At 72.9% G+C, this 22,349-nt stretch carries 19 protein-coding genes and 2 pseudogenes; 10 read left to right on the plus strand and 11 right to left on the minus strand.

What is annotated here, in order from left to right:
• A pseudogene (locus tag BU197_RS02470) lies at positions 1-943 on the plus strand (hypothetical protein); the annotation flags it as partial.
• Positions 944-1,131: 188 nt separating this feature from the next.
• Here the strand turns inward: BU197_RS02470 and BU197_RS02475 are convergent.
• On the minus strand, positions 1,132-1,488 hold the full coding sequence (locus BU197_RS02475; protein ID WP_188266492.1) for an iron-sulfur cluster assembly accessory protein: 357 nt from the start codon (positions 1,486-1,488) through the stop codon (positions 1,132-1,134).
• Positions 1,489-1,767: 279 nt separating this feature from the next.
• Here BU197_RS02475 and nadA point away from each other — a divergent pair, with 279 nt between their 5' ends.
• Complete coding sequence (gene nadA / locus BU197_RS02480; protein ID WP_188266493.1) at positions 1,768-2,955, plus strand: quinolinate synthase NadA; 1,188 nt, start codon at positions 1,768-1,770, stop codon at positions 2,953-2,955.
• A gap of 145 nt (positions 2,956-3,100) precedes the next feature.
• Here the strand turns inward: nadA and BU197_RS02485 are convergent, their stop codons facing one another.
• From BU197_RS02485 to BU197_RS02505, 5 genes are all read right to left on the minus strand, one after another.
• Positions 3,101-6,229, minus strand: coding sequence for an efflux RND transporter permease subunit (locus tag BU197_RS02485; RefSeq protein ID WP_188266494.1), 3,129 nt, complete (start codon positions 6,227-6,229; stop codon positions 3,101-3,103).
• A gap of 175 nt (positions 6,230-6,404) precedes the next feature.
• Positions 6,405-7,091 carry a response regulator gene (locus BU197_RS02490; protein WP_188266495.1) on the minus strand — a complete coding sequence of 229 codons (687 nt, stop codon included), beginning with the start codon at positions 7,089-7,091 and terminating at the stop codon, positions 6,405-6,407.
• On the minus strand, positions 7,088-8,317 hold the full coding sequence (locus tag BU197_RS02495) for a sensor histidine kinase (protein WP_188266496.1): 1,230 nt from the start codon (positions 8,315-8,317) through the stop codon (positions 7,088-7,090). The genes BU197_RS02490 and BU197_RS02495 overlap by 4 nt, the downstream gene beginning before the upstream one ends.
• A gap of 531 nt (positions 8,318-8,848) precedes the next feature.
• Complete coding sequence (gene pspAA / locus BU197_RS02500; RefSeq protein WP_188266497.1) at positions 8,849-9,127, minus strand: PspA-associated protein PspAA; 279 nt, start codon at positions 9,125-9,127, stop codon at positions 8,849-8,851.
• Between the two features lie 51 nt (positions 9,128-9,178).
• The gene (locus BU197_RS02505; RefSeq protein ID WP_188266498.1) at positions 9,179-9,973 is read right to left on the minus strand and encodes a PspA/IM30 family protein; all 795 of its coding nucleotides are present in this window, start codon (positions 9,971-9,973) and stop codon (positions 9,179-9,181) included.
• Between the two features lie 274 nt (positions 9,974-10,247).
• On the opposite strand from BU197_RS02505, the gene BU197_RS02510 reads away from it, so the two are divergent.
• From BU197_RS02510 to BU197_RS02520, 3 genes are all read left to right on the plus strand, one after another.
• Positions 10,248-10,850: a DUF3043 domain-containing protein gene (locus BU197_RS02510; protein WP_188266499.1), complete on the plus strand. Its 603-nt coding sequence runs from the start codon at positions 10,248-10,250 to the stop codon at positions 10,848-10,850.
• Positions 10,851-10,993: 143 nt separating this feature from the next.
• A complete protein-coding gene (locus BU197_RS02515; RefSeq protein WP_188266510.1) occupies positions 10,994-11,728 on the plus strand; it encodes a class I SAM-dependent methyltransferase in 735 nt (244 codons plus the stop codon).
• Positions 11,729-12,045: 317 nt separating this feature from the next.
• Entirely contained in the window at positions 12,046-13,116 is a 1,071-nt protein-coding gene (locus tag BU197_RS02520; RefSeq protein ID WP_188266500.1) for a S1C family serine protease, read from the plus strand.
• A gap of 380 nt (positions 13,117-13,496) precedes the next feature.
• On the opposite strand, the gene BU197_RS02525 is transcribed toward BU197_RS02520, so the two are convergent.
• On the minus strand, positions 13,497-13,703 hold the full coding sequence (locus tag BU197_RS02525; RefSeq protein WP_188266501.1) for a hypothetical protein: 207 nt from the start codon (positions 13,701-13,703) through the stop codon (positions 13,497-13,499).
• Positions 13,704-13,794: 91 nt separating this feature from the next.
• On the opposite strand from BU197_RS02525, the gene BU197_RS02530 reads away from it, so the two are divergent.
• From BU197_RS02530 to BU197_RS02545, 4 genes are all read left to right on the plus strand, one after another.
• Positions 13,795-14,997 carry a bifunctional adenosylcobinamide kinase/adenosylcobinamide-phosphate guanylyltransferase gene (locus BU197_RS02530; RefSeq protein WP_188266502.1) on the plus strand — a complete coding sequence of 401 codons (1,203 nt, stop codon included), beginning with the start codon at positions 13,795-13,797 and terminating at the stop codon, positions 14,995-14,997.
• 48 nt (positions 14,998-15,045) lie between these two features.
• Positions 15,046-16,170: a nicotinate-nucleotide--dimethylbenzimidazole phosphoribosyltransferase gene (cobT, locus tag BU197_RS02535; protein ID WP_188266503.1), complete on the plus strand. Its 1,125-nt coding sequence runs from the start codon at positions 15,046-15,048 to the stop codon at positions 16,168-16,170.
• Positions 16,171-16,275: 105 nt separating this feature from the next.
• The gene (locus BU197_RS02540; RefSeq protein ID WP_188266504.1) at positions 16,276-18,036 is read left to right on the plus strand and encodes a phosphatidylglycerol lysyltransferase domain-containing protein; all 1,761 of its coding nucleotides are present in this window, start codon (positions 16,276-16,278) and stop codon (positions 18,034-18,036) included.
• Positions 18,033-18,758: a hypothetical protein gene (locus BU197_RS02545; RefSeq protein WP_188266505.1), complete on the plus strand. Its 726-nt coding sequence runs from the start codon at positions 18,033-18,035 to the stop codon at positions 18,756-18,758. The genes BU197_RS02540 and BU197_RS02545 overlap by 4 nt, the downstream gene beginning before the upstream one ends.
• Here the strand turns inward: BU197_RS02545 and BU197_RS02550 are convergent.
• Positions 18,698-19,462, minus strand: coding sequence for a hypothetical protein (locus tag BU197_RS02550; protein WP_188266506.1), 765 nt, complete (start codon positions 19,460-19,462; stop codon positions 18,698-18,700). The genes BU197_RS02545 and BU197_RS02550 overlap by 61 nt on opposite strands.
• A gap of 67 nt (positions 19,463-19,529) precedes the next feature.
• Here BU197_RS02550 and cobS point away from each other — a divergent pair, with 67 nt between their 5' ends.
• Entirely contained in the window at positions 19,530-20,294 is a 765-nt protein-coding gene (cobS, locus tag BU197_RS02555) for an adenosylcobinamide-GDP ribazoletransferase (RefSeq protein WP_223183812.1), read from the plus strand.
• Positions 20,295-20,323: 29 nt separating this feature from the next.
• On the opposite strand, the gene BU197_RS02560 is transcribed toward cobS, so the two are convergent.
• The 3 genes and pseudogenes from BU197_RS02560 to BU197_RS02570 all read right to left on the minus strand — a co-directional run.
• On the minus strand, positions 20,324-21,136 hold the full coding sequence (locus BU197_RS02560; RefSeq protein WP_188266508.1) for an endo alpha-1,4 polygalactosaminidase: 813 nt from the start codon (positions 21,134-21,136) through the stop codon (positions 20,324-20,326).
• Positions 21,133-21,750 carry a spherulation-specific family 4 protein gene (locus BU197_RS02565; RefSeq protein ID WP_188266509.1) on the minus strand — a complete coding sequence of 206 codons (618 nt, stop codon included), beginning with the start codon at positions 21,748-21,750 and terminating at the stop codon, positions 21,133-21,135. Before BU197_RS02565 ends, BU197_RS02560 begins: the two co-directional genes overlap by 4 nt.
• A 9-nt stretch (positions 21,751-21,759) precedes the next feature.
• Positions 21,760-22,349 (minus strand): annotated as a pseudogene (locus BU197_RS02570) (hypothetical protein); the annotation flags it as partial.

Here is a 22,349-nt window from a genome sequence, read left to right on the forward strand (position 1 = left end):
CGCGGCGGCGCGGGCGGCGGCCGCGCCCGTGCTCAAGGCGCTCGGGCAGGACGGCGCGAAGGTCGCCACGAGCCGGGCGGTGGACGGTTCGGCGCGGCTGGTGAACGCCGATCCGGTGGTGGGCGGGCTGCCCACGCACGGCTGGGCGACGGAGCTGCGGATCGCGCGGGACGGGCGCCCGGTCGCGGGGAACGGCATGCTGAAGCCGCTGGCGAAGGGGGCCGTGTACCCGGTGATGGGCGCGGCGGAGGCGCTGGCGGCCCTGAACGAGGACGCGAGGACCACGGGCCCTGCGGGGGTCGGCCGCTGCCCCGAGGGCGGGTCGGGGGTTCCTGACGGGGCGGGCGGTGCCGGAGGGCCCGGCGGGTCCGGTCCGGTGGACGGTGCCGGTCGGGTGGACGGGTCCGGGAAGTCCGGAAGTGGCGGTACGGATGGCGGGATCGCGCCGGATTCTCCCTGCCGGAAGGTGGCGGGGACGGCTCCGCCGGAGCAGGTTCCGGTGACGGGCGCGGTCTTCGGTCTCGCCGCCCGGGAGGTGGCCGGTGAACGGCTGCTCGTACCGTCGTGGCTGTTCACGGCGGACCCGGTGGACGGCCCGCCGTACACGGTGGCGGGCACGGCGGTGACCCCCGAGCGGCTGGCGCGGTCGGCTGAGCCCGGGGACGGCACGGCACCGGCCCGGCGGATCCAGTCGTACCGCGTGGAGGAGGGTGGCCGGAAGCTCTCGGTCTCCTTCTCGGGCGGGGTGTGCACCGCGTACACGGTCACGGCCGAGGAGAGCGCGGAGCGGGTGTCGGTGCGGATCGGCGAGGAACCGGCCGCTCCGGACCGGGTGTGCGTGATGGTCGCGCGGGAGTTCACGCGGACGGTGACGCTGGCCGCCCCGCTGGGCTCCCGGCCGGTGGTGGACGCGGCGAGCGGCGAGGCGGTGCCGGGGCGCTGAGCCCGGCGGGTACGCGCGGCCCACGGGCGCGTGCGTCCCGCGGGTACACGCCTCCTGCGGGTACGCGCGAGGGCGGCGGCCCGGGAGCATTCCCGGACCGCCGCCCTCGTGTGCGTTACCGCTTGCCTCGTGGTCCTACGGCCCGGCCGAACCGTGCGAAAGGAACGGCCGAACCGCGTGCGTGGGGCTTAGCTGAACGAGTCGCCGCAGGCGCAGGAGCCCGTGGCGTTCGGGTTGTCGATGGTGAAACCCTGCTTCTCGATGGTGTCGACGAAGTCGATCGAGGCGCCGCCCAGGTACGGGGCGCTCATGCGGTCGGTGACGACCTTGACGCCGCCGAAGTCCTTCACGACGTCGCCGTCGAGCGAACGCTCGTCGAAGAAGAGCTGGTAACGCAGGCCGGAGCAGCCGCCGGGCTGAACGGCGACGCGCAGGGCCAGGTCCTCGCGGCCTTCCTGGTCGAGGAGGGCCTTGACCTTGGCCGCGGCGGCGTCGGACAGGAGGATGCCGTCGCTGACAGTGGTCTTCTCGTCCGATACGGACATCTGCTTCTCTCCCGGTGGTGTACGGAGACTGCTTGCCGACGGTGGTAACCGACGGTGCCCCGGATTCATTCCGGGCCGAGTGGGTCTTTCTTCTTTCATGCTCGCACACCCTGTCCAGAGGCGGAGCCGGTGAACTCCGGCGGACTCCGATGGACTCCGAGAAGGGCCGACGGCGAATTCGTCACATCGACACTATGGCCATCGTCAACGTGACGTGAAGAGGTTATGATAGATAGCGTCATTTAGACGAAAAGGTTCCCCGAAGAAAGGGTGCGTGACGTGACCACGGCCCAGACCCATACCGAGCTCGACGTGCAGCCGACGCCGCTCGCCCTGCTCCTGCTCGGCCGCGAGGCCGACCCCAAGAGCGAGCGTGGCGTGGAGTGTCCCGGCGATCTGCCGTCTCCCTCCGACCCGGACCTGGTGGAGCGCGCCCGCGCGGCCAAGGAGAAGCTCGGGGACAAGGTCTTCGTGCTCGGCCACCACTACCAGCGCGACGAGGTCATCCAGTTCGCCGATGTCACCGGCGACTCCTTCAAGCTCGCCCGCGACGCGGCGGCCAGGCCCTCGGCCGAGTACATCGTCTTCTGCGGTGTGCACTTCATGGCCGAGTCCGCCGACATCCTCACCGGCGACGACCAGAAGGTCGTCCTGCCCGACCTCGCGGCCGGCTGTTCGATGGCCGACATGGCCACCGCCGAGCAGGTCGCCGAGTGCTGGGACGTGCTGACCGAGGCCGGCATAGCCGAGCAGGTCGTGCCCGTCTCGTACATGAACTCCTCGGCCGACATCAAGGCCTTCACCGGTCGGCACGGCGGCACGATCTGCACCTCCTCCAATGCCGAGCGGGCCTTGAACTGGGCCTTCGAGCAGGGCGAGAAGGTGCTGTTCCTGCCGGACCAGCACCTCGGCCGCAACACGGCCGTCCGCGACATGGGCATGTCCCTGGACGACTGCGTGCTCTACAACCCGCACAAGCCGAACGGCGGACTGACCGTCGAGGAGCTGCGGGCCGCCAAGATGATCCTCTGGCGGGGGCACTGCTCGGTGCACGGCCGCTTCTCGCTGGACTCGGTGAACGACGTCCGGGAGCGCATCCCGGGGGTGAACGTGCTCGTGCATCCCGAGTGCCGGCACGAGGTCGTCGCCGCCGCGGACTACGTCGGCTCGACCGAGTACATCATCAACGCCCTGGAGGCGGCCCCGGCCGGTTCCAAGTGGGCCATCGGCACCGAGCTGAACCTGGTCCGCAGGCTGGCGAACCGTTACGCCGCCCAGGACAAGGAGATCGTCTTCCTCGACAAGACGGTCTGCTTCTGCTCGACGATGAACCGCATCGACCTGCCGCACCTGGTGTGGACCCTGGAGTCGCTGGCCGAGGGCAACCTGGTCAACCGGATCCAGGTCGACCGGGAAACCGAGAAGTACGCGAAGCTCGCCCTGGAGCGGATGCTCGCGCTGCCGTAACGGTTCTCCGGTACGGCCGGGCCGGTTCTCCGGTACGGCACGGCCGACCGCGCCGACGCCGAAGGGGCGCCCCGCCTGATGTGCGGGGCGCCCCTTCGTCATGGGGTGCGTGGGCCCCTCATGGGGTGTGCGGGGCCGGTCCGGGTCAGACCGCGGCCGGCTCCTTCGGCTGCGGCGGGACGGGGGTGCCGCCCTCGGGGCCCTCCGCCTTGGCCGCCTTCCGCCGTGCGCGGCGCTCCTTGCGCAGCTCGACCATCGCGTAGAGCGTCGGCACGAGCAGCAGGGTCAGCAGCGTCGAGGTGATCAGACCGCCGATCACCACCACGGCCAGCGGCTGGGCGATGAAGCCGCCCTCGCCGGTGATGCCGAGCGCCATCGGAAGCAGCGCGAAGATCGTCGCGAGCGCGGTCATCAGGATCGGGCGCAGACGGTGCCGCCCGCCCTCGATCACCGCTTCGACGACGCCGAGGCCCTGGGCCCGGTACTGGTTGATCAGGTCGATCAGGACGATGGCGTTGGTGACGACGATGCCGATGAGCATCAGCATGCCGATCATCGCCGGGACGCCCATCGCGGTGTCGGTGACCACCAGGAGGCCGATGGCTCCGGTCGCCGCGAAGGGGACCGAGACCAGCAGGATCAGCGGCTGGATCAGCGACCGGAAGGTGGCCACGAGCAGCATGAAGACGATCGCGATGGCCGCGAGCATCGCCAGGAACAGGTTGAGGAAGGCCTCGGACTGGTCCTCGGAGACGCCGCCGATGGTGGCGGTGGCGCCCTCGGGCAGGTCCAGGGAGTCGATCTTCGTCTGGAGTACGGCGCTGACCGCGCCGGTGTTGTCGCCGACCGGCTTGGCCGTGATGGTCGCGGCGCGGGCGCCGTCGATCCGGGTCATGGAGACCGGGCCGGGGACCAGCTCGACGGTGGCGATGTCGCCCAGCTTCACCGGGCCGAGCGGCAGGGCCTTGAGCCCGGCGAGGGTGGAGACCGGGTGCGCCGAGGTGATGAGGACGTCCCGCTCGCTGTCGTCGAGGATCGCCTTGGCGGCCGGGGTGCCCCGGACGGCCTGGGTGACGATCATGCCGAGCGAGGCGGAGTCGAAGCCCGCGTCGGCCGCCTTCGCGGTCGGCTTGACGGAGATCCGGGGCACCGACTGCGCGAGGTCGCTCTGCACGTCGGTGACGTCCTTGAGCCCGGCGACCGCCGTTCGGACCTGCTCGGAGGCCTTCCTGAGGACCTCCGCGTCGGAGGCCTTGACGACCACGCTGAGGCCCTGGCCGCCGAAGCCGTCACCGGCCGATATCCGGGTGTCGCCGATGCCGTCGAGGGCGGCGAGGCCCGTCTCCAGGGCCTTCTTCGTCTTCTCGTACGAGGCGGAGTCCGCCAGGCTGACCTTGTAGGAGGCCTGGTTGGTGCCGGTGCCGCCGCCGAAGGCCGCCATGAAGCCGGAGGAGCCCACGTTGACCTGGTAGTCCGCGACGCCCTCGGTGTCGGCGAGCAGTCGCTCGACCTTCTTCGCGGCGGCGTCGGAGGCGTCGAGACCGGTGCCCGGCGCCAGCTCCTGCTGGATGCTCAGGACCTCCTGGTCGCCCTGGTCGAAGAAGTTGGTCTTCAGGAGCGGGGTCATGCCGAAGGTGACGATCAGGACGACGAGCGCGATGCCCAGGCTCATGATCCGGCGCCGGGTCGCGAACCGCAGGACCGGCACGTAGAGGCGCTGGAGACGGCTCTTCTCCTCCTTCTCCTCGGCGATCCTGCGGGCCTCGGCCAGGTCGTCCGGGGTGCCCTTGGGGGCGCGCAGGAACCAGTACGAGAGGACCGGGACCACGGTCAGGGAGACGAGCAGCGAGGCCAGCAGGGCGGCCGTGACCGTCAGCGAGAACGAGCCGAACAGCTCGCCGATCATGCCGCCGGTCAGACCGATCGGCAGGAAGACGGCGACGGTGGTGAGGGTCGAGGACGTGACGGCGCCCGCCACCTCGCGGACCGCCGTGAGGATCGCCGCCTCGCGCTCCTCGCCGTAGCCCAGGTGCCGCTTGATGTTCTCCAGGACCACGATCGAGTCGTCCACGACCCGGCCGATGGCGATGGTGAGCGCGCCGAGGGTGAGCATGTTGAGCGAGAGGTCACGGGTCCACAGCACGATGAGGGCGAGGACGACCGAGAGCGGGATGGAGACGGCGGTCACCAGGGTCGAGCGGATCGACGCCAGGAAGACCAGGATCACCAGGACGGCCATGACGAGGCCGAGGGCGCCCTCGGTGGTGAGTCCCGCGACCGCCTTGGCGACGGCCGGGCCCTGGTCGGACACGACGGTCAGCTCGGCGCCCGCGCCGAGGTCGCGGCGCAGCTCGGGCAGCGCCTTCTCGACGGCGTCGGAGATCGCGACGGCGCTGCCGTCCTTGTCCATGGTGGCCATGACGGCGAGGCTGGGCTTGCCGTTGGTCCGGGTGAGGGAGACGCGCGGGGACTCCTCCTGGCGGACGGTGGCCACGTCGCCGAGGCGGACGGCCTTGCCCTGGCCGGGGACGGCCGCGGGGATGCGCAGCTCCTCGATCTGGCGCAGCGAGGTGTAGCCGCCGCCGACCTGGATCGTGCGGTTCCTGCCCGCCTCGGAGAACGCGCCGGCCGGGAGGGTGGCGCCGCCGGAGCGGAGGGTCTCGGCGAGCTTCATGCTGGTGAGCCCCGCCTGGGCGAGCTTCCGCTCGTCGGGGGTGACGGAGACCTGGAGGTCCTGGACGCCGCTGACGGCGACCTGGGCGACGCCGTCGATGTCCTGGAGGGCGGGCACGACGGTCCGGTCCAGGAGGTCGGCGAGGGCCTGCGGGTCCTTGTCGGATGAGGCGGCGAGGACGACGGTCGGGATGTCGTCGGTGGAACCGGCCACGACCTGCGGGTCGACCGAGTCGGGCAGCTGGGCGCGGGCCCGGTTCACGGCCTGCTGGACGTCCGCGACGAGCTGCTTGGTGGACTCGTCGCCGTAGTCGAAGGAGGCCATGACGACGGCCATGCCCTCGGAGGCGGTGGAGGTGACCGACTTCAGGCCGTCGACGGCCTTCAGGTTGCTCTCCAGGGGCTCCACGACCTGCTTCTCGACCACATCGGGAGAGGCGCCCTGGTAGGGAGCGAGGACCGAGACCATCGGCAGCTCGATCGAGGGGAACAACTGCTGCTTCAGCTGCGGTATCGCGATCGCCCCGAACACGATCGCGACGATGGAGATCAGCCCGATCAGGGCCCTTTGCGCGAGGCTGAATCTGGACAGCCAGGACATGGGGTCTCTCTTCTGTGGCGTACTCGTGGGCAGACGGGAGCAGCCGGTGTCCCGGTCTCGGCCCACTGGATCGGCCGTGTGCCCCCCGCCTATACGATCCGCCATCGGGCGCCGGAAGTCCTCGGCCCCCGGGTCCAGATCCTCTGCGGATGCGTACCGCGTATGGAGTACGCCGTCACTCCACCCTCGGGCGTACCAGTCCCGACTCGTAGGCAGTGACCACCAGCTGGGCCCGGTCGCGGGCGCCGAGCTTGGCCATGGTCCGGTTCACATGGGTCTTCACGGTGAGCGGGCTGACGTCGAGCCGGTCGGCGATCTCGTCGTTGGAGAGTCCTCCGGCGACCAGGATGAGGACCTCGCGTTCCCGGGCGGTGAGCGCGGCGAGCCGTTCGGCGCGGGCGGCTCCCGCGCCGGTGTCGTCCACGCCTCCGCCCTGGGCGAGGAAGGAGGCGATGAGGCCCTTGGTCGCGGTCGGCGAGAGGAGCGCCTCGCCCGCGTGCGCGATCCGGATGGCGCCGAGGAGTTCCTCCGGTTCGGCGCCCTTTCCGAGGAAGCCGGAGGCCCCGGCGCGCAGCGACTGGACCACGTACTCGTCGACCTCGAAGGTGGTCAGCATGACGATCCGTACGCCGGAGAGCCCCGGTTCCGCGGTGATCGCCCGGGTGGCGGCGAGGCCGTCGGTGCCGGGCATCCGGATGTCCATCAGGACGACGTCGGGGAGGACCGAGCGGGCCAGGTCGAGGGCCTGGGCGCCGTCGGCCGCCTCGCCGACGACCTCCATGTCCGGCTCGGAGTTCACCAGGACCTTGAAGGCGCTGCGCAGCAGGGCCTGGTCGTCGGCGAGCAGTACCCGGATCGTCATGTGTCCTCCCCCGTGCGGCACGTCACCGGCAGTATCGCCTGTACGCGGAAGCCGCCGCCGTAGCGGGGGGCGGCGGTCAGGGTGCCGCCGAGCGCGCCGACCCGCTCGCGCATGCCGAGCAGTCCGTGGCCGCCGCCGGGTGCGGGCTCCCCGGTGGTCTGGGGCGCGCCGTCGTCGAGGACGGTGATCTCCACCGTACGGCCCACCCGGACGACGCTGACCTCGGCCTTGGCGTCCGGTCCCGCGTGCTTGCGGACGTTGGTCAGGGCTTCCTGCACGATCCGGTACGCGGCCAGGTCGACGGTGGCGGGCAGGGCGGCGTCCCCGTCGGCGCGGGCGAGGGCGACGGGGAGGCCGGCCTTGCGGAAGCTGTCGAGCAGCCCGTCGAGGACGGCGAGGCCGGGGGCCGGTTCGGTGGGGGCCTCCGGGTCGCCTGACTGGCGCAGCAGACCGACGGTCGCGCGCAGTTCGTCGAGGGCGGAGCGGCTGGCCTCCCGGACGTGGGACAGGGCCTCCTTCGCCTGGTCGGGGCGCCGGTCCATGACGTGCGCGGCGACGCCCGCCTGCACGTTCACCAGGGCGATGTGGTGGGCGACGACGTCGTGGAGGTCGCGGGCGATCCGCAGGCGTTCCTCGGCGACCCGGCGGCGGGCCTCCTCCTCGCGGGTCCGTTCGGCCCGCTCGGCGCGCTCCCTGATGGCGTCGACGAAGGCGCGGCGGCTGCGGACGGCGTCGCCCGCGGCGGCGGCCATCCCGGTCCAGGCGAAGACGCCGAGGTTCTCCTGGGCGTACCAGGAGGTGGGGCCGAAGACCATGGCGGCGCCTGTGAGCAGCGCCATGGTGACGAGGCCGACCCGCCAGGTGGTGGGCCGGTCGGTACGGGAGGCCACCGTGTAGAGGGCGATGGCGGTGCTCATGGCGGTGGGCGCGGGCCTGGCCTCGCCTATCAGTTCGACGAGGGTGACGGCGACGGTGAGGGCGAGCACGCGCAGGGGGTGGCGGCGGCGCGCCACAAGCGCGAGGGCGCCGACGCCCATGAGGAGGACGCTGCCGACGGTGGGCACGCGGTCGCCGAAGGTGGGGCCGCTGGGGCTGCCGTGCGGGTCGGTGAAGGACCCGGCGACCATGCTGACGAGCGCGCCGGCCGCGACCACCGCGTCGAAGGCGAGCGGATGCCCGCGGAACCAGTCGCGGAGGCGGGCGAGGGCGGCGCCGGTGGGGGTCACGGGGGACAACGGTACGGGGTGCGGGCGGGCGGGTGCGGTGGTACGGGACGGGGCGCGGGGGCACGGGCCGCGCGCCTGGGCCCTGCGCTTACGGCCGGAACCGCGCGGGCTCGCGCACGTACGGGCACCGGGACGACCGGCCCTCTATGACCTTTCGCACATACGACCGGGCCGGCCCGAGGTGCCGTGTGCCGGGACCGTCATGGATATGGCTGGGCCCGCCCGAGCCGCTGTACGCCGGGCCCCTCGTACATGCGGCTGGCCCCGCCCGAGGCGCCGTACACCGGGACCTCGTACAAACGCCGCCCGAGATCTCGCACCCCGGGGTCCTCGTGCATACGGCCGGACCCACCCGAGACCTCGTACGCCGGGACCTCGTACTTACGACCGGCCCCGCCCGAGACCCCGCCCCCGGGACCCTCGCGCATACGGCCGGACCCGCCGGGCTCGTAGGCCCGGCGGGTCCGGTGGGGCGTCCGTCGGTCCGGGGCTCCGGCGGTTCTCCGGCCCCGGGGTCCCGGGACCGGGCCGTCAGCCCGGGATCAGACCGTCGTCGGAGAGCATCTCCCTGACCTCGGCCAGGCTCGCGTCCGGGGCGGGGAGGATCAGCTCGGAGGGTGCGAGCGCGTCGTCCGGCAGGGGCTCGCCGAGCCGTCGGACCGCGTCGAGAAGGCCGCCCAGCGTGCGCCGGAACCCGGCCTCGTCCCCCGACTCCATCTCGTCCAGCAGCTCGTCGTCGAGCCTGTTCAGCTCGGCGAAGTGGCTGTCGGCCAGTTCCCACTGGCCCTCCCCCATGATCCGTACGATCATGACGCGTCCTGTTCTTCCGGTCCTGTCCGGTGCTCCGGGTCCCGGAGCGGGCTACTTCTCGAAGCGCGGGTGGGACTGCTGCGAGCGGTCCTGCGGGGCCGCCGCGCCACCGCCCTCGATCGCCTGCTGCTGCGCCGACGGGCCGCCTGCCAGCTCCGCCTTCATGCGCTGGAGCTCCAGCTCGACGTCCGTACCGCCGGAGAGCCGGTCAAGCTCCGCCTGGAGGTCGTCCTTGCCGAGCCCGGACTGGTCGTCCAGGGCGCCGGAGGCGAGCAGCTCGTCGATCGCGCCCGCGCGCGCCTGGAGCTGGGCGGTCTTGTCCTCGGCCCGCTGGATCGCGAGACCGACGTCGCTCATCTCCTCCGAGATGCCGGAGAAGGACTCGGCGATCCGGGTCTGTGCCTGGGCCGCCGTGTAGGTCGCCTTGATGGTCTCCTTCTTGGTGCGGAAGGCGTCCACCTTGGCCTGGAGACGCTGGGCGGCGAGGGTGAGCTTCTCCTCCTCGCCCTGGAGCGTCTGGTGCTGCACTTCCAGGTCGCTGACCTGCTGCTGGAGCGCGGCGCGACGGGAGAGCGCCTCGCGCGCCAGGTCCTCGCGGCCGAGGGCGAGCGCCTTGCGGCCCTGGTCCTCCAGCTTGGAGGACTGGCCCTGCAACTGGTTCAGCTGGAGTTCCAGGCGCTTGCGGGAGGTGGCGACGTCGGCGACCCCGCGACGCACCTTCTGCAACAGCTCCAGCTGCTTCTGGTAGGAGTAATCGAGCGTCTCGCGCGGATCCTCGGCCCGGTCAAGGGCCTTGTTCGCCTTCGCGCGGAAGATCATCCCCATACGCTTCATGACACCGCTCATGGGCTTCGCGCGCCCCCTTCTGACGGACTTCGGGTCCAGCTCTTCGACAGGATCCACAGTACGGGCCCTGCATCCATTACCGCACTGTTCGGAGCACGATGCGCTCCTCCCCAAGGACGACTGTGTCCCCTGATCCCTCCCGCGCAGGGAGTAGACGGACCCAGGGGATGGCGCGGGCCGGTCCCGTATGCGTACCACCGAAGACGCACTCCGTTAGCGGATCGTTCCCGCCCGGCATGGGGTTCATGCCCACCACCCCGTACCCTTGGGTTTTGTGTTCCGTAGCCGTTCGAAGGAAGAGAAGGCCCCCACCGAGAAGGTGACGGCGGACCTCTCCAAGCAGCCCCGCGACCCCGAGGCCCCCAAGGGCCGCCCGACACCGAAGCGGAGTGAAGCGCAGACCCAGCGTCGGCGCGCCGCGACGGTGCCGACCGACCGCAAGGAGGCCGCCAAGCGCCAGCGCGAGGCCCGCCGCTCGGACCTGGCCCGTCAGCGCGACGCGCTGGCCAACGGTGACGAGCGTTATCTGCCCGTCCGCGACAAGGGTCCGGTCCGCCGCTTCGTGCGCGACTACGTCGACTCCCGCTTCGCGATCGCCGAGTACTTCCTGCCGATGGCCGTGGTGATCCTCGTGCTGTCGCTGTTCGGCAACGCCAACCGGGGCCTCCAGAACATCTCGCTGCTGCTGTGGCTCGGTGTGATCGTCCTGATCGTCATCGACTCGATCGGCATCTGGATCCGGCTGCGGAAGCAGCTGAACGAGCGCTTCCCGAACGAGCCGAAGCGCGGCGCGGTGGCCTACGGCCTGATGCGCACGCTCCAGATGCGCCGCCTGCGACTGCCGAAGCCGCAGGTCAAGCGCGGAGAGCGGCCCTGAGCGCCGACAGCTCGGAGCCTGTCGAGCCCGCCGTCGGCCCCCTGAGGCCCGAGCCCGTCGAACCTCCCTTCGGCGCGGCGACCTCGGGGACCGGCGGCGCGGCGCTGCCCGTCGTCAGCCACTGGCCCGTCGGGGCCGGGGGGCTGCGGGACACCATCCGGCAGGAGATCGTCGCCCGTCAGCTGGACGAGCAGATATCCGCCCGCTACCCGGTGGGCCAGCGACTGCGGGTCCTGGACGCGGGAATGGGCCAGGGCACGCAGGCGCTGCGACTGGCCCGCGCGGGCCACACGGTCACCGGTCTGGAGGCCGACCCCGGGCTGCTGAAGGCGGCCCGCGATTCGCTGGCGACCGAGCCCGCCGGAATCCGTGAGCGGGTCCGGCTCATCGAGGGCGACGGACGCGAGACCGGGGTGCACTTCCTCCCCGGCAGCTTCGACGTGGTCCTCTGCCACGGGGTGCTCATGTACGCGGACGAGCCCGACGCGCTGCTCGCCGGACTGGCCCGGATGCTGGCCCCCGGCGGCCTCTTCTCCCTGGTCGTACGGAACGCGGAGGCCCTCGCCATGCGTCCGGGACTCGCCGGGGACTGGTCGGGGGCGCTCGCGGGCTTCGAATCGGACGTCTACACCGACGACCACGGCACGAAGGTGCGGGCCGACCGGCTCGACGCCCTGACGTCGACTCTCGCGGGGATCGCCGCGCCGCTGCACGCCTGGTACGGGGTGCGGGTCTTCACCGACGGCGTACCGGCCGAGGCGGGACTGCCCGCCGCCGACGAGCTGGACCGCCTGCTCTCCGCCGAGGAACGGGCCGGACGCACCGACCCGTACCGCCGGCTCGCGGCGATGCTGCACCTGTGCGGGGTACGGGGCTGAAGCGGGGGCCTCGGGGCTGATCCCGGGGCCGCCGGGCCGACCTGGGGGCTTCTTCTCCGGGACCGGCTCCCCGCCCGTATCCGTACCGGCTCCACGATCGGCTCCTCGGCCGCCTCAGTACCGGCTCCGCGATCTCGGCTCCGCGCCCGTCCCCGGACCGGCTCCACGATCGACTCGGCCGTCCCCGGCCCGGCTCCACGATCGCCCCTGGCCCGGCTCCACGATCCACTCCGGACCGGCCCCGCGACCGGCTCCGGCCCCCCCTGTTCGGGTGCGCTCGCCGGGCCTCGCGGCGGGGCGGAACGGATACTCCGGACATGGACGTATCCCGTGCCCACGCCCGTATCCCCCGCTTCCTCCCCCTCGTCGCGGTGGTCTGCGCCGCCGCCCTGGCCTGCGGTTGTTCCGCTGGCGGGCGGACGAGCGCGCCCGAGCGCGCCACGCAGGCGGCGGCGCCGCTGGCCGTCAACGAGCTTCAGAGCGACTACCAGGCCGTGATCAAGAACGTCCTGCCGTCCGTGGTGCAGATCGAAGCCGGGGACAGCCTCGGCTCCGGGGTCGTCTACGACGGCAAGGGGCACATCGTCACCAACGCGCACGTGGTCGGTCAGGAGACCAGCTTCAAGGTCACCTCGGCCACCGGCGGGCAGACGGTCACCGCCCGTCTCGTCTCCTCCTACCCGGAGCAGGACCTCGCGGTCCTCCGCCTGGAGAACCCGCCCCAGGGACTGAAGGCGGCGAAGCTCGGCGACTCGTCCCGCGTCGACATGGGACAGATCGTCCTCGCGATGGGCTCCCCGCTCGGTCTGTCCGGCAGCGTGACGCAGGGCATCGTCTCGGCGACCGGCCGCACGGTCAGCGAGGGAAGGGCCGGCGGCGGCACCGGCGCGACCATCGGGAACATGGTCCAGACATCGGCGGCGATCAACCCCGGCAACAGCGGGGGCGCCCTGGTGAACCTGGACAGCGAGGTCATCGGCATCCCGACGCTCGCGGCCACCGATCCCGAGCTGGGCGGCGGCTCGGCGCCCGGCATCGGCTTCGCGATCCCGGCATCGATGGTGCGGACGGTCGCGGACCAGATCATCCAGCACGGCAAAGTGACGGACTCCGGCCGGGCGGCCTTGAACATCACCGGCCGCACGGTGGTGAACGACAACTACGAACCGGCGGGCGTGGCGGTGGTCGAGGCCCCCGCCGACGGCGCGGCGGGCAAGGCGGGCCTGAAGCCGGGCGATGTGATCACCCGGCTCGGCGACACCGACATCACCACCATCACCTCCCTCTCCGAGGCCCTGGCTGCGATGAAGCCGGGCGAGAAGGTGACGACGACGTACGTCCGGGGCACGGAGTCCCGGAAGACCGAGGTGACGCTGGGCGAGATGTAGGGCCCCGGCGGGCGGCAGCGGGGCGCGGCGGAGGCTCCAAACGGGGGCGGCGAAGGGGCCCGGCGAGGGCTCCGGGCCCGGTGGGAGGACCTCCGAGGGCTCCGGACCCGGCGCCCTCGCGTGCGGGCCTGGCAGGAACTCCCGACGTACGGGCCGACGGCCGACAGGCGCTGCCCGGCGTGCGGGCCCGGCAGGAACTCCCGGCATGCGGCTCGGCAGACACTCCCGGCATGCGGGCCGTCAGGCGCTCCCGACGTACAGGCCTGGCAGACGCTCCCGACGTACAGGCCCGGCAGGGCCCTCCGGGCCGCGCGGGCCGGAGGGCCCTGCCGGGCCCCCAGGTCCTCCCCCGGGTGCTCCCCGGTCCTCCCGGTCCTCCCCTACGCCTCCGCGTTCAACGGCATCGGTCCGTAGATCTCCGTGCCGTCCTCCGACAGGGTCACCTGGTCCGCGCCGCCGCCCAGGAGGTCGCGCCAGTGTTCGCCGATCCAGCTCTCCGCGTCGCCCTGGGTGGGGAACTCCTCGGGGGTCACCGACGGCTCCACCTCGGTGCCGTCGGACTTCTCGAACCGCCACGTCCACGCCATGTGCGCCTCCTGGTGCTCACCGGATGCTCGGTTTCCTGCCCGCAGCGTAGCCGGGCGCGCACCGTTCGCGGCGGCGCGGGAGGATCTGAGGGTGGAACTGACTCTGCTCGGCACCGGCGCTCCGCTCGGTCTGCCCCGTCCCGACTGCCCGTGCGCCGTGTGCGCGCTCTCCCGGGGACCCCGGGTCCGTGCCGCGACGGCGCTGCTCGTGGACGGGGCCCTGCTGCTCGACCTGACGCCGGGGGCCGCGCTCGCGGCGGCCCGGTCGGGTCACTCGCTCGTGGGGGTGCGGCAGGTGCTGCTCACCCACCCGCAGGCCGGGCCGCCGGTGGAGGTGCCCGCCGGGCTGCCCGCCGCCGGGCGGGTGCCGGACGGGCGGGAGCTGACGCTGATCTCCGGGCACCGGGTGCGGGCCGTGCCGATGGACGCCCCCGGCACCGGGTACGAGGTGGTGTCGGCGGACGGCGAGCGGCTGCTCTACCTGCCGCCCGGCGGGGCCCCGGCCGGGCTCCCGGACGGGCACCGGGTCCCGTACGACCTGGTGGTGGCCGATGTGACGGGCCGGCCGGACGCGCTGGCCCGGCTGCGGGCGACCGGGGCGGTGGGCCGGGCCACCGAGGTGATCGCGGTGCATCTGGACCACGACGTGCCCACCGGTCCCGAGCTGGACCGGCGGCTCGCGGCGGCGGGGGCGCGGGCGGTGCCGGACGGGACGACGCTGTACGTGGGCGATTACCACGAGGTGCCGGAGGTGCCGCGCCGGACCCTGGTGACGGGCGGGGCCAGATCGGGCAAGTCCGTGGAGGCCGAGCGGCGGCTCGAAACCTTCCCCGAGGTGCTGTACGTGGCGACGGGCGGCGGCCGGGAGGGCGACCCGGAGTGGGCGGAGCGGGTGGGCCTGCACCGGGAGCGGCGGCCCTCGTCCTGGCGTACCGCCGAGACCTGTGACCTCGTACCCCTGCTCGACGGGGAGGGTCCCGCGCTGCTCGTGGACTGTCTGTCGCTGTGGCTGACGGACGCCATGGACCGGGTGGGCGCCTGGGACGACGGGACCTGGGAGGCGGGTGGCCGGGAGGCGCTGCGGGAGCGGACGGCGGAGCTGGTGGCGGCGGTGCGGGCGACGGCGCGGACGGTGGTGGCGGTGACGAACGAGACCGGCTCGGGGGTGGTCCCCGCGACGGCCGCCGGGCGCCGCTTCCGGGACGAGCTGGGACGCCTGAACGCGGCCTTCGCCGACGAGTGCGAGCAGGTCCTCCTCGTGGTCGCAGGACAGGCGCTCGTCCTGCGCGGGTAGGGTGCCGATCACCGATGGCCCTCGCTGATCTGTCACAAGGCGGAACCCGTGAATCTGGACGACTTCTCCGATCTGATCGAGCGCTCCGACGGCGGTGTCCGGCGGGACGCCGAGGAGCGCCGTGAGCGGCTGACCGTGCCGCCGGGGGCGCTCGGTCGGCTCGACGAACTCGGGGAGTGGCTGTCGGCCGCCCAGTCGGCGGTCAAGGTCCGGGCGATCGAGCAGCCGAAGGTGGTGCTCTTCGCGGGCGATCACGGCATCGCCTCGCTCGACGTGTCGGGCCGGGCGGCCGGTACCGCCCACGAGCTGGTGCGCGCGGTCCTCGAAGGGGAGAGCCCGGTCGCGGTGCTCGCCCGTGCCTTGGCCGTGCCGGTGCGGGTGGTGGACGCCGGTCTGGACTGCGACCCGGCGCTGCTGCCCGCCGAGGTGGTACGCCACCGAGTGCGGCGCGGCAGCGGCCGGATCGACGTCGAGGACGCGCTGACGGCCGAGGAGACCGAGGCGGCCGTCCGGCTCGGCATCGCGATCGCCGACGAGGAGGCGGACTCGGGCACCGATCTGGTGGTGCTCGGGGATCTGAGCGTCGGCGGGACGACCCCGGCGGCCACCCTGATCGCGGCGCTCTGCGGCACGGACGCGTCCGTGGTGACGGGCCGGGGCGGTGCGGGGATCGACGATCTGGCGTGGATGCGCAAGTGCGCGGCGATCCGGGACTCGCTGCGGCGGGCCCGGCCGGTCCTGGGCGATCAGCTGGAGCTGCTCGGGGCGGTCGGCGGGGCGGATCTGGCGGCGATGACCGGTTTCCTGCTCCAGGCCTCGGTGCGGCGGATGCCGGTGATCCTGGACGGTGTGGTGGGTGCGGCCTGTGCGCTGGTGGCGCAGCGGGCGGCGTTCCGGGCGCCGGACTGGTGGCTGGCGGGCCAGGTGAGCGGGGAGCCCGCGCAGATGAAGGCGCTGGACCGGATGGCGCTCAACCCGCTGCTCGACCACGGCGTCCATGTGGGCGAGGGAACCGGGGCGCTGCTGGCGCTGCCCCTCGTCAGGGCCGCCGCGGCGCTCGCCGCGGAGCTGCCCGAGCGTCCGGACCCGGCCGCGTCCGATGCCGTGTCCGACGCCGTATCCGATGCGGCGTCGGATGCCGTGGACGGGGTCGGAGCCGGGGCGGGCGACTGACGGAGAGGGCGGGTCCGGCGGCTCCGGGGACGGGTGCGTGCGACGCGCGCGCGGGCGTCTCCTGAGCCGCTACACGATCAGCGGTGCCCCATATGATCGCTTTTCATGGGAGAGGTCCGCTTGTCCGCCGAAGGAGCGCCCCGGAGCACCACCCGCACGCGGCGCGGTGCCGCGTTCGCCGTCTGGTATCTGCGTGTCGTCACATTCCTCAATTTCCTGAGCGCCGTCTGGGTCTCATTCGGCCAGGACCTGCGCCGGCACAACCAGGACGACTTCTACACCCCGTACATGCTCACGGCCGGTTTCGCCTCGGGGGTGTTCACCCTCTTCCTGGCGATCACCATGCGCCGCCGCAAACGGGCCGCGTGGATCCTCAATCTGGTCCTGAGCGGCCTGTTCCTGCTGCTGTTCGTGGTGGTGATGTTCTTCCCCGAGACCAGGGCGCACCTCCAGAACTGGATCTCGCTCGTCCTCACCGGCGCCTTCGTGCTCGCGCTGCTGGTCGGCCGCAGGGAGTTCTACGCGAAGGGCGACCGCTCCAACCCGATCCTGGCGGCGGTCGTCGCGGTCGGCGGGCTGCTCGCCACCTCGCTGCTCGCGGCCGTCCTGGTCACCGTCACCAACACCTCCACCGCCCCCTCGACCTTCCTCGAACGCTGGCGGTACGGGGTGATGCGGCTGGTCACGCTGGCCTCCGACGACGCCAGGTTCCCCGGGATCAGCCCGCCGGGCTGGGTCGACGTCACCATCAACGTGCTGTCCACGCTGCTGCTCTTCGCGGTCCTCTTCGCCGCCTTCCGCTCCCGGCGGGCCGTCGACCCGCTGACCGAGGAGGACGAGGAGCGGCTGCGGGCCCTGCTCGACAAGCACGGGGACCGGGACTCGCTCGGCTACTTCGCGCTGCGCCGTGAGAAGAGCGTGGTGTGGTCGCCGAGCGAGAAGGCGGCCATCGCCTACCGGGTGGTCGGCGGGGTGTCGCTGGCCTCGGGCGATCCGATCGGCGACCCGGAGGCCTGGCCCGGTGCCATCGAGCCCTGGCTGGCCGAGGCGCGCGAGCACGGCTGGATCCCGGCGGTGATGGGGGCGAGCGAGGAGGCCGGGACGATCTACGCCCGGCATGGCATGGACGCCCTGGAGCTGGGTGACGAGGCGATCGTGGAGACCGCCGAGTTCACCCTGGAGGGCCGGGCCATGCGGACGGTGCGGCAGGCGTACAACCGGGTGAAGCGGGCCGGGTACGAGGTCCGGGTCCGGCGGCACGAGGACATTCCGGCCGAGGAGATGGCCGCGTTGCTGCGCAAGGCGGACGACTGGCGGGACGGCGCCACCGAGCGGGGCTTCTCGATGGCTCTCGGTCGGCTCGGCGACCCCCGCGACGGGCGCTGCGTGATGCTGGAGTGCTCCGACGAGACGGGTGAGCTGCGGGCGCTGCTCTCCTTCGTGCCGTGGGGTCCGCGGGGGCTCTCGCTCGACCTGATGCGCCGCGACCGGGAGTCGGAGAACGGTCTGATGGAGTTCATGGTGATCGAACTCCTCCGGCGGGCCGGGGAGATCGGAATCACTCAGGTCTCACTGAACTTCGCGATGTTCCGTTCCGTCTTCGAACGTGGCTCGAAGCTCGGGGCGGGACCGGTACTGCGCATGTGGCGTTCCCTGCTCGGTTTCTTCTCCCGTTGGTGGCAGATCGAGTCGCTGTACCGCGCCAACGCCAAGTACCGACCGATCTGGGAGCCCCGATTCATGCTCTTCGAGAAGAGTGCGGACCTGCTGCGCATCGGCCTCGCCGCCGGGCGGGCGGAAGGATTCCTGGAAGCCCCGGGGCTTCCGAAGTGGCTGCACCGCAGACATCTGGAGAGCGGTCGTTGAGCCGGTCCGGCGTACGGGGCTTCGCCCGTCGCGAGTGGGGCCCGCTGTACGCCGCCGTCCGGACCGCGCTCGTCACCCTCCGGTGGCGGGCGATCCCGATGACGCTGACCGCCGTCTTCCTCACCTCCCTCCTCCACCTCGTCCAGAACCAGGACTGGGGGTACGGCTCCGTCCAGGCGATAGGTGCCGTACGCGCCGAGGACCCGTTCTGGCTGGCGCTCCTCCGGACCCCGCTCTCGCTCTTCGTCCCGGCGCTCGACCTGCCCGTGTGGGGGGCTCTCGGGCAGGTGCTGCTGGTCTTCGGGATCGCCGAGATCTGTCTGGGGCGGTGGCGGACCCTGGCCCTGGCCTATCTGGCCACCCTCGCCGGGACGCTGTACGCGCGCGTGGGCATCGCCCTCGGGCCCGACGGGCCGCTGGGGCTGCCCGCGTCGGACGCGCGGGTGGTGGACACCGGGCCGTCGGCGGCGGTGGTCGGCCTCGCCGTGTACGTCTGCTGGCGGATGGGGGCGCGCTGGACGGGGGCGCTCGTGGTGGCGGCCATGTGCGTGGAGGTGGCCGTGAAGCCGAACCTGGCGGGCAAGGAGCATCTGGCGGCCCTCGCCGCCGTCCTCGCCCTGATCGTGGTCCGCTGCTGGTGGGAGCGGCGGCGCGGGCACGGTCAGGGGGCGGAGGAGTCCCGCCCTGGGACCCGTTCCTGGAAGCCGCCGATCGCGTCCTGAAAGCGGCGCCGGGCCCGGGTCCAGCGCTTGTCGTGGCGGTACGCGCGGAGCAGGGAGCGGGCGCGGGCGCGGGGGCGGCGCCGGTGGAACCGCCGGGCCCACCAGGAGCCGGGGCGGGCCAGTCGGACGGCGCCGACGAGGGCCACGAAGGGGACGAGGGAGCCGATCAGGGCCATCCGCAGCTTCCCCTTGAGCAGGGTGACGAGCACGAAGAGGAAGTTGACGACCAGGGTCAGGACGAAGGCGGCGCGGTCGGCCCGCTCCTCGGCGGACAAGTCGTCGATGCCGAGCGGCGAGAAGCCGCTCAGGGCGAGCAGCGCCAGGGCCGCGGTGAGCACCACCACCTCGACGCTCTTGCGTCCCTCGTCGCTCCAGTACACGTCGTCGAGGTGCAGGAGCAGCGCGAACTCGTCGAGGACGAGTCCCGCTCCGACGCCGAAGACCACGGCGAAGGCGGCGGCTCCGAAGCCGTGCCGCCCGCTGCCCACCGCGCCGAATCCGCCGAGGACGGCGAGGACCACGCCGGGGACGACGTGATGGATGTGGAGCCCGCCTGAGGAAACGTTTCGGAAAGGTCCTCGGCCCGCCCGGATGAGCCGGGTGACGGCCCGGGTGACCAGGAAGGTCAGAACGAACGAGGTCAGCGCGAGGAGCATCGGAAGTTTCCCGGGCTCCACGATGTCCCGGACGAACCAGTGACCCATGCCACCCCGATCCGATATGTACGTTATGGACAATCTACCGGTCGGAAGCGGCGATTACCCTGCCCGGATGGACGGCCTGCGTTTCGCCTTCGGCACCCTCACCGTGTTCCCCGCCCGCATCACTCGCTGGGACCGGGACGCGGCGCGCGCCGGCATGCTCTGCGCCCCGCTGGCCGGGCTCGCCATCGGCGTCTGCGCCGCCGTCTTCGGCAGTGTCTTCCTGCTGCTCGGCGCGGGCCCGCTGCTCGCCGCCGTCCTCACCACCGCCGTCCCCGCCGCCCTCACCCGGGGCCTGCACCTCGACGGTCTCGCCGACACCGCCGACGGCCTCGGCAGCGCCAAGCCCGCCGAGGACGCGCTGCGCATCATGAAGCAGTCCGACATCGGCCCGTTCGGCGTGATCGTCCTGGTCCTCGTCCTCCTCGCCCAGGTGGCGGCGCTCTACCAGCTGTACGGGGAGAGCTGGACGCGGGGCGCGGCGGGCGCGGTCCTCGCCGCCGCCGTCTCCCGGCTCGCCCTCACCCACGCCTCCCGCCACGGCGTCCCCCCGGCCCGCCCCGAGGGCCTGGGGGCGATCGTCGCCTCCACCGTCCCGGTCCGCTCCGCGACCCTCTCGACGGCCCTGATCCTTATCCTCTGCGCGGCGACGGGCCTGCTGTTCTCCCCGTACGAGGCGGTCCACCAGGTCCTGGCGGCCGGAGCCGCGATGGGCGCGTCCGCGCTGCTCCTCCGCCGGTGCATCCGCCGGTTCGGCGGAGTGACGGGAGACGTGTTCGGCGCGGTGGCGGAGACGACGGCGACGGTGGCGCTGCTCGCGCTGACGCTGGGCTGAACGGGCGTCCTCCCGCCCCGTCCATCGGCTCAGCAGGGCTGCCGCCACACCCCCAGCTCGTACTTCTTGCGCATCGAGCCGAAGCCGAGGCGGCGGGTCTCCGGGCAGAAGCGGTCCGTCGTCAGTTCGTACTCGACGTGGAAGACCGCCTTGCCCGCCGCGACGAAGGGGGTCAGCAGCGCGCACTCCTCGTACTGGGCGCACTGCTCGTTCACCGCGAAGTCGAAGTCCCCGAGCAGCTCCGGGATCTGGTCCAGGTCGTTCTTGAGCCCGACCGACAGGCCCCGCTCCCGGGCGAGACCGGAGACGAGCCGGTTGTAGCGGAGCTGGTCGGCGGCGGTGAGGGGGAAGCCGGTGCGGTTCTTGTAGCCGTCCATGTTGTCGGGCTCCACCGCGTCGAAGCCCTTCTCCGCGCACATGTCCAGACGCTTCGTCATGAGGGGGCCGAGGACGTCGGTACGGCGGATGTCGAGCCACCGCTCCCCCTTCCAGCCGTTGCCGCCGCCGAGCACCTCCTTCGGGAAGGCGGCCGCGTCCGGCCGGAAGTCCTCCCAGGCTCCGGTGGACAGATAGCAGATCACCTTGCGGCCCCGGCGGTGCAGATCCGCGACCGCCGACGCCGGATGGTCGAAGCCGTCGATGTCGTACACGGCGACGTCCACCGACGGATCCAGCCGGCCGCTGAGCTGCCACTGCCAGGCCAGGCCCGGCTTCGGCAGCCACCGCTCCCCCGCCGCCTTCGGATCGGGGCGCGCCCCGGAACCGGAGCCGGGGCCGGGAACGGTCGTGCAGGCGGTGGCGAGGAGCAGCAGCCCCGCGAGCAGGAGGGGCAGTCGTCTCATGGGGTGGTCTCCAGGGGGTGCGGAAGGGTGCCCCAGGGGTGGGCGCCGCCGCCGGGGACGGCGCAGTGCACCGGGGTGGCCGGACGGAAGCCGGGCGGGGCCGCGTAGACGAGGTGGCAGTAGTGGGCGGCGACCGGCAGTTCGAGGGTCCGGTAGGTGTCCCAGGGGCCCTCGAAGGTGACGAGGAGGTCGGCCAGCTCCTCGTATCCCGGGTCGGGATGGGCCCCGTGGTTGAGGACGAGGGTGGCCGCCCCTGCCGCGCGGGCCGCCACCGCGATCCGGCGGTAGTGGGCGAGGGCGGCGGGCGCGGTCGCCACCTGGTCGAGGAAGGCGCCGTCGGTGCCGTACCAGTCGCGGTGGCGGAGCAGATCGGTGACGACCTCGGCGTGCGGGCGGCGCCCGTAGGCGGTGTCCGCGTAGCCGAGGAGCCGTACGCCCGCCTCCCGCAGCCGGGTGGTCGCGGCGGCGAACGCGGGATCGGGCGCCTGGCCCGCGCCGCTCGCCGGGTTGACGACGACCCCGTACAGCCGGGGCGCCGCACGGACCAGGGCCGCCCAGGCCTCGGGGCGGACGGCCGGGTGCTCGTAGAACGGGACGAGGAGGGACGGTCGCACGGGCACCCTCTAGAACCGGTGGGCGGTCGGTCGTAACAGCAGAGCACAGCTGAGGGCGGCCAGCACGACGGCCGCTCCCCCGGTCGCCGCCGGGCCCGCGCCGGGGGCCGCCGACTGCGCCGCCGCCGCGCACAGGCACACGGCCGCCGCGCTCATCACCGAGCCGAAGGCCTGGAGCAGCAGCCCCAGCCACAGCGCGGTCCCGGTGAGGAGCAGCGCGAGCAGCCCCGGCAGCGCGGGCCAGGGCGCCCCGGGCCAGGCCCGGGTCACCGCGAGGGCGAGCCCGGTGAGGACCGTGAGGTAGCCGCCGAGGCAGAGCACCAGGGTGCCGGTGACCGCCCGGCGGAACTCCCGGGCGGTGGCCAGGGTCCTCAGCCGGGTCAGGCTCTCGTGCCGGAAGCGGTGGAGCAGCCACTCGGCCGGGCCCATGGAGAGGGTGAGGGCGACGACCGCGCCCGCCCCGCCGACCGGCACGTCACCGGTCCCCGCCCGGAGCACCAGGAGCCCGCTGCCGAGCGCGAAGAACCCGTACGGCAGCGAGACCGCCCGCGAGGGTCCCGCCCGGCCCGCCGTGCCCCGCCGCAGAGGCCCGGCCGCAG

It is taken from the genome of Streptomyces sp. CBMA291, assembly GCF_014596525.1.
Taxonomy (GTDB): Bacteria; Actinomycetota; Actinomycetes; order Streptomycetales; family Streptomycetaceae; genus Streptomyces.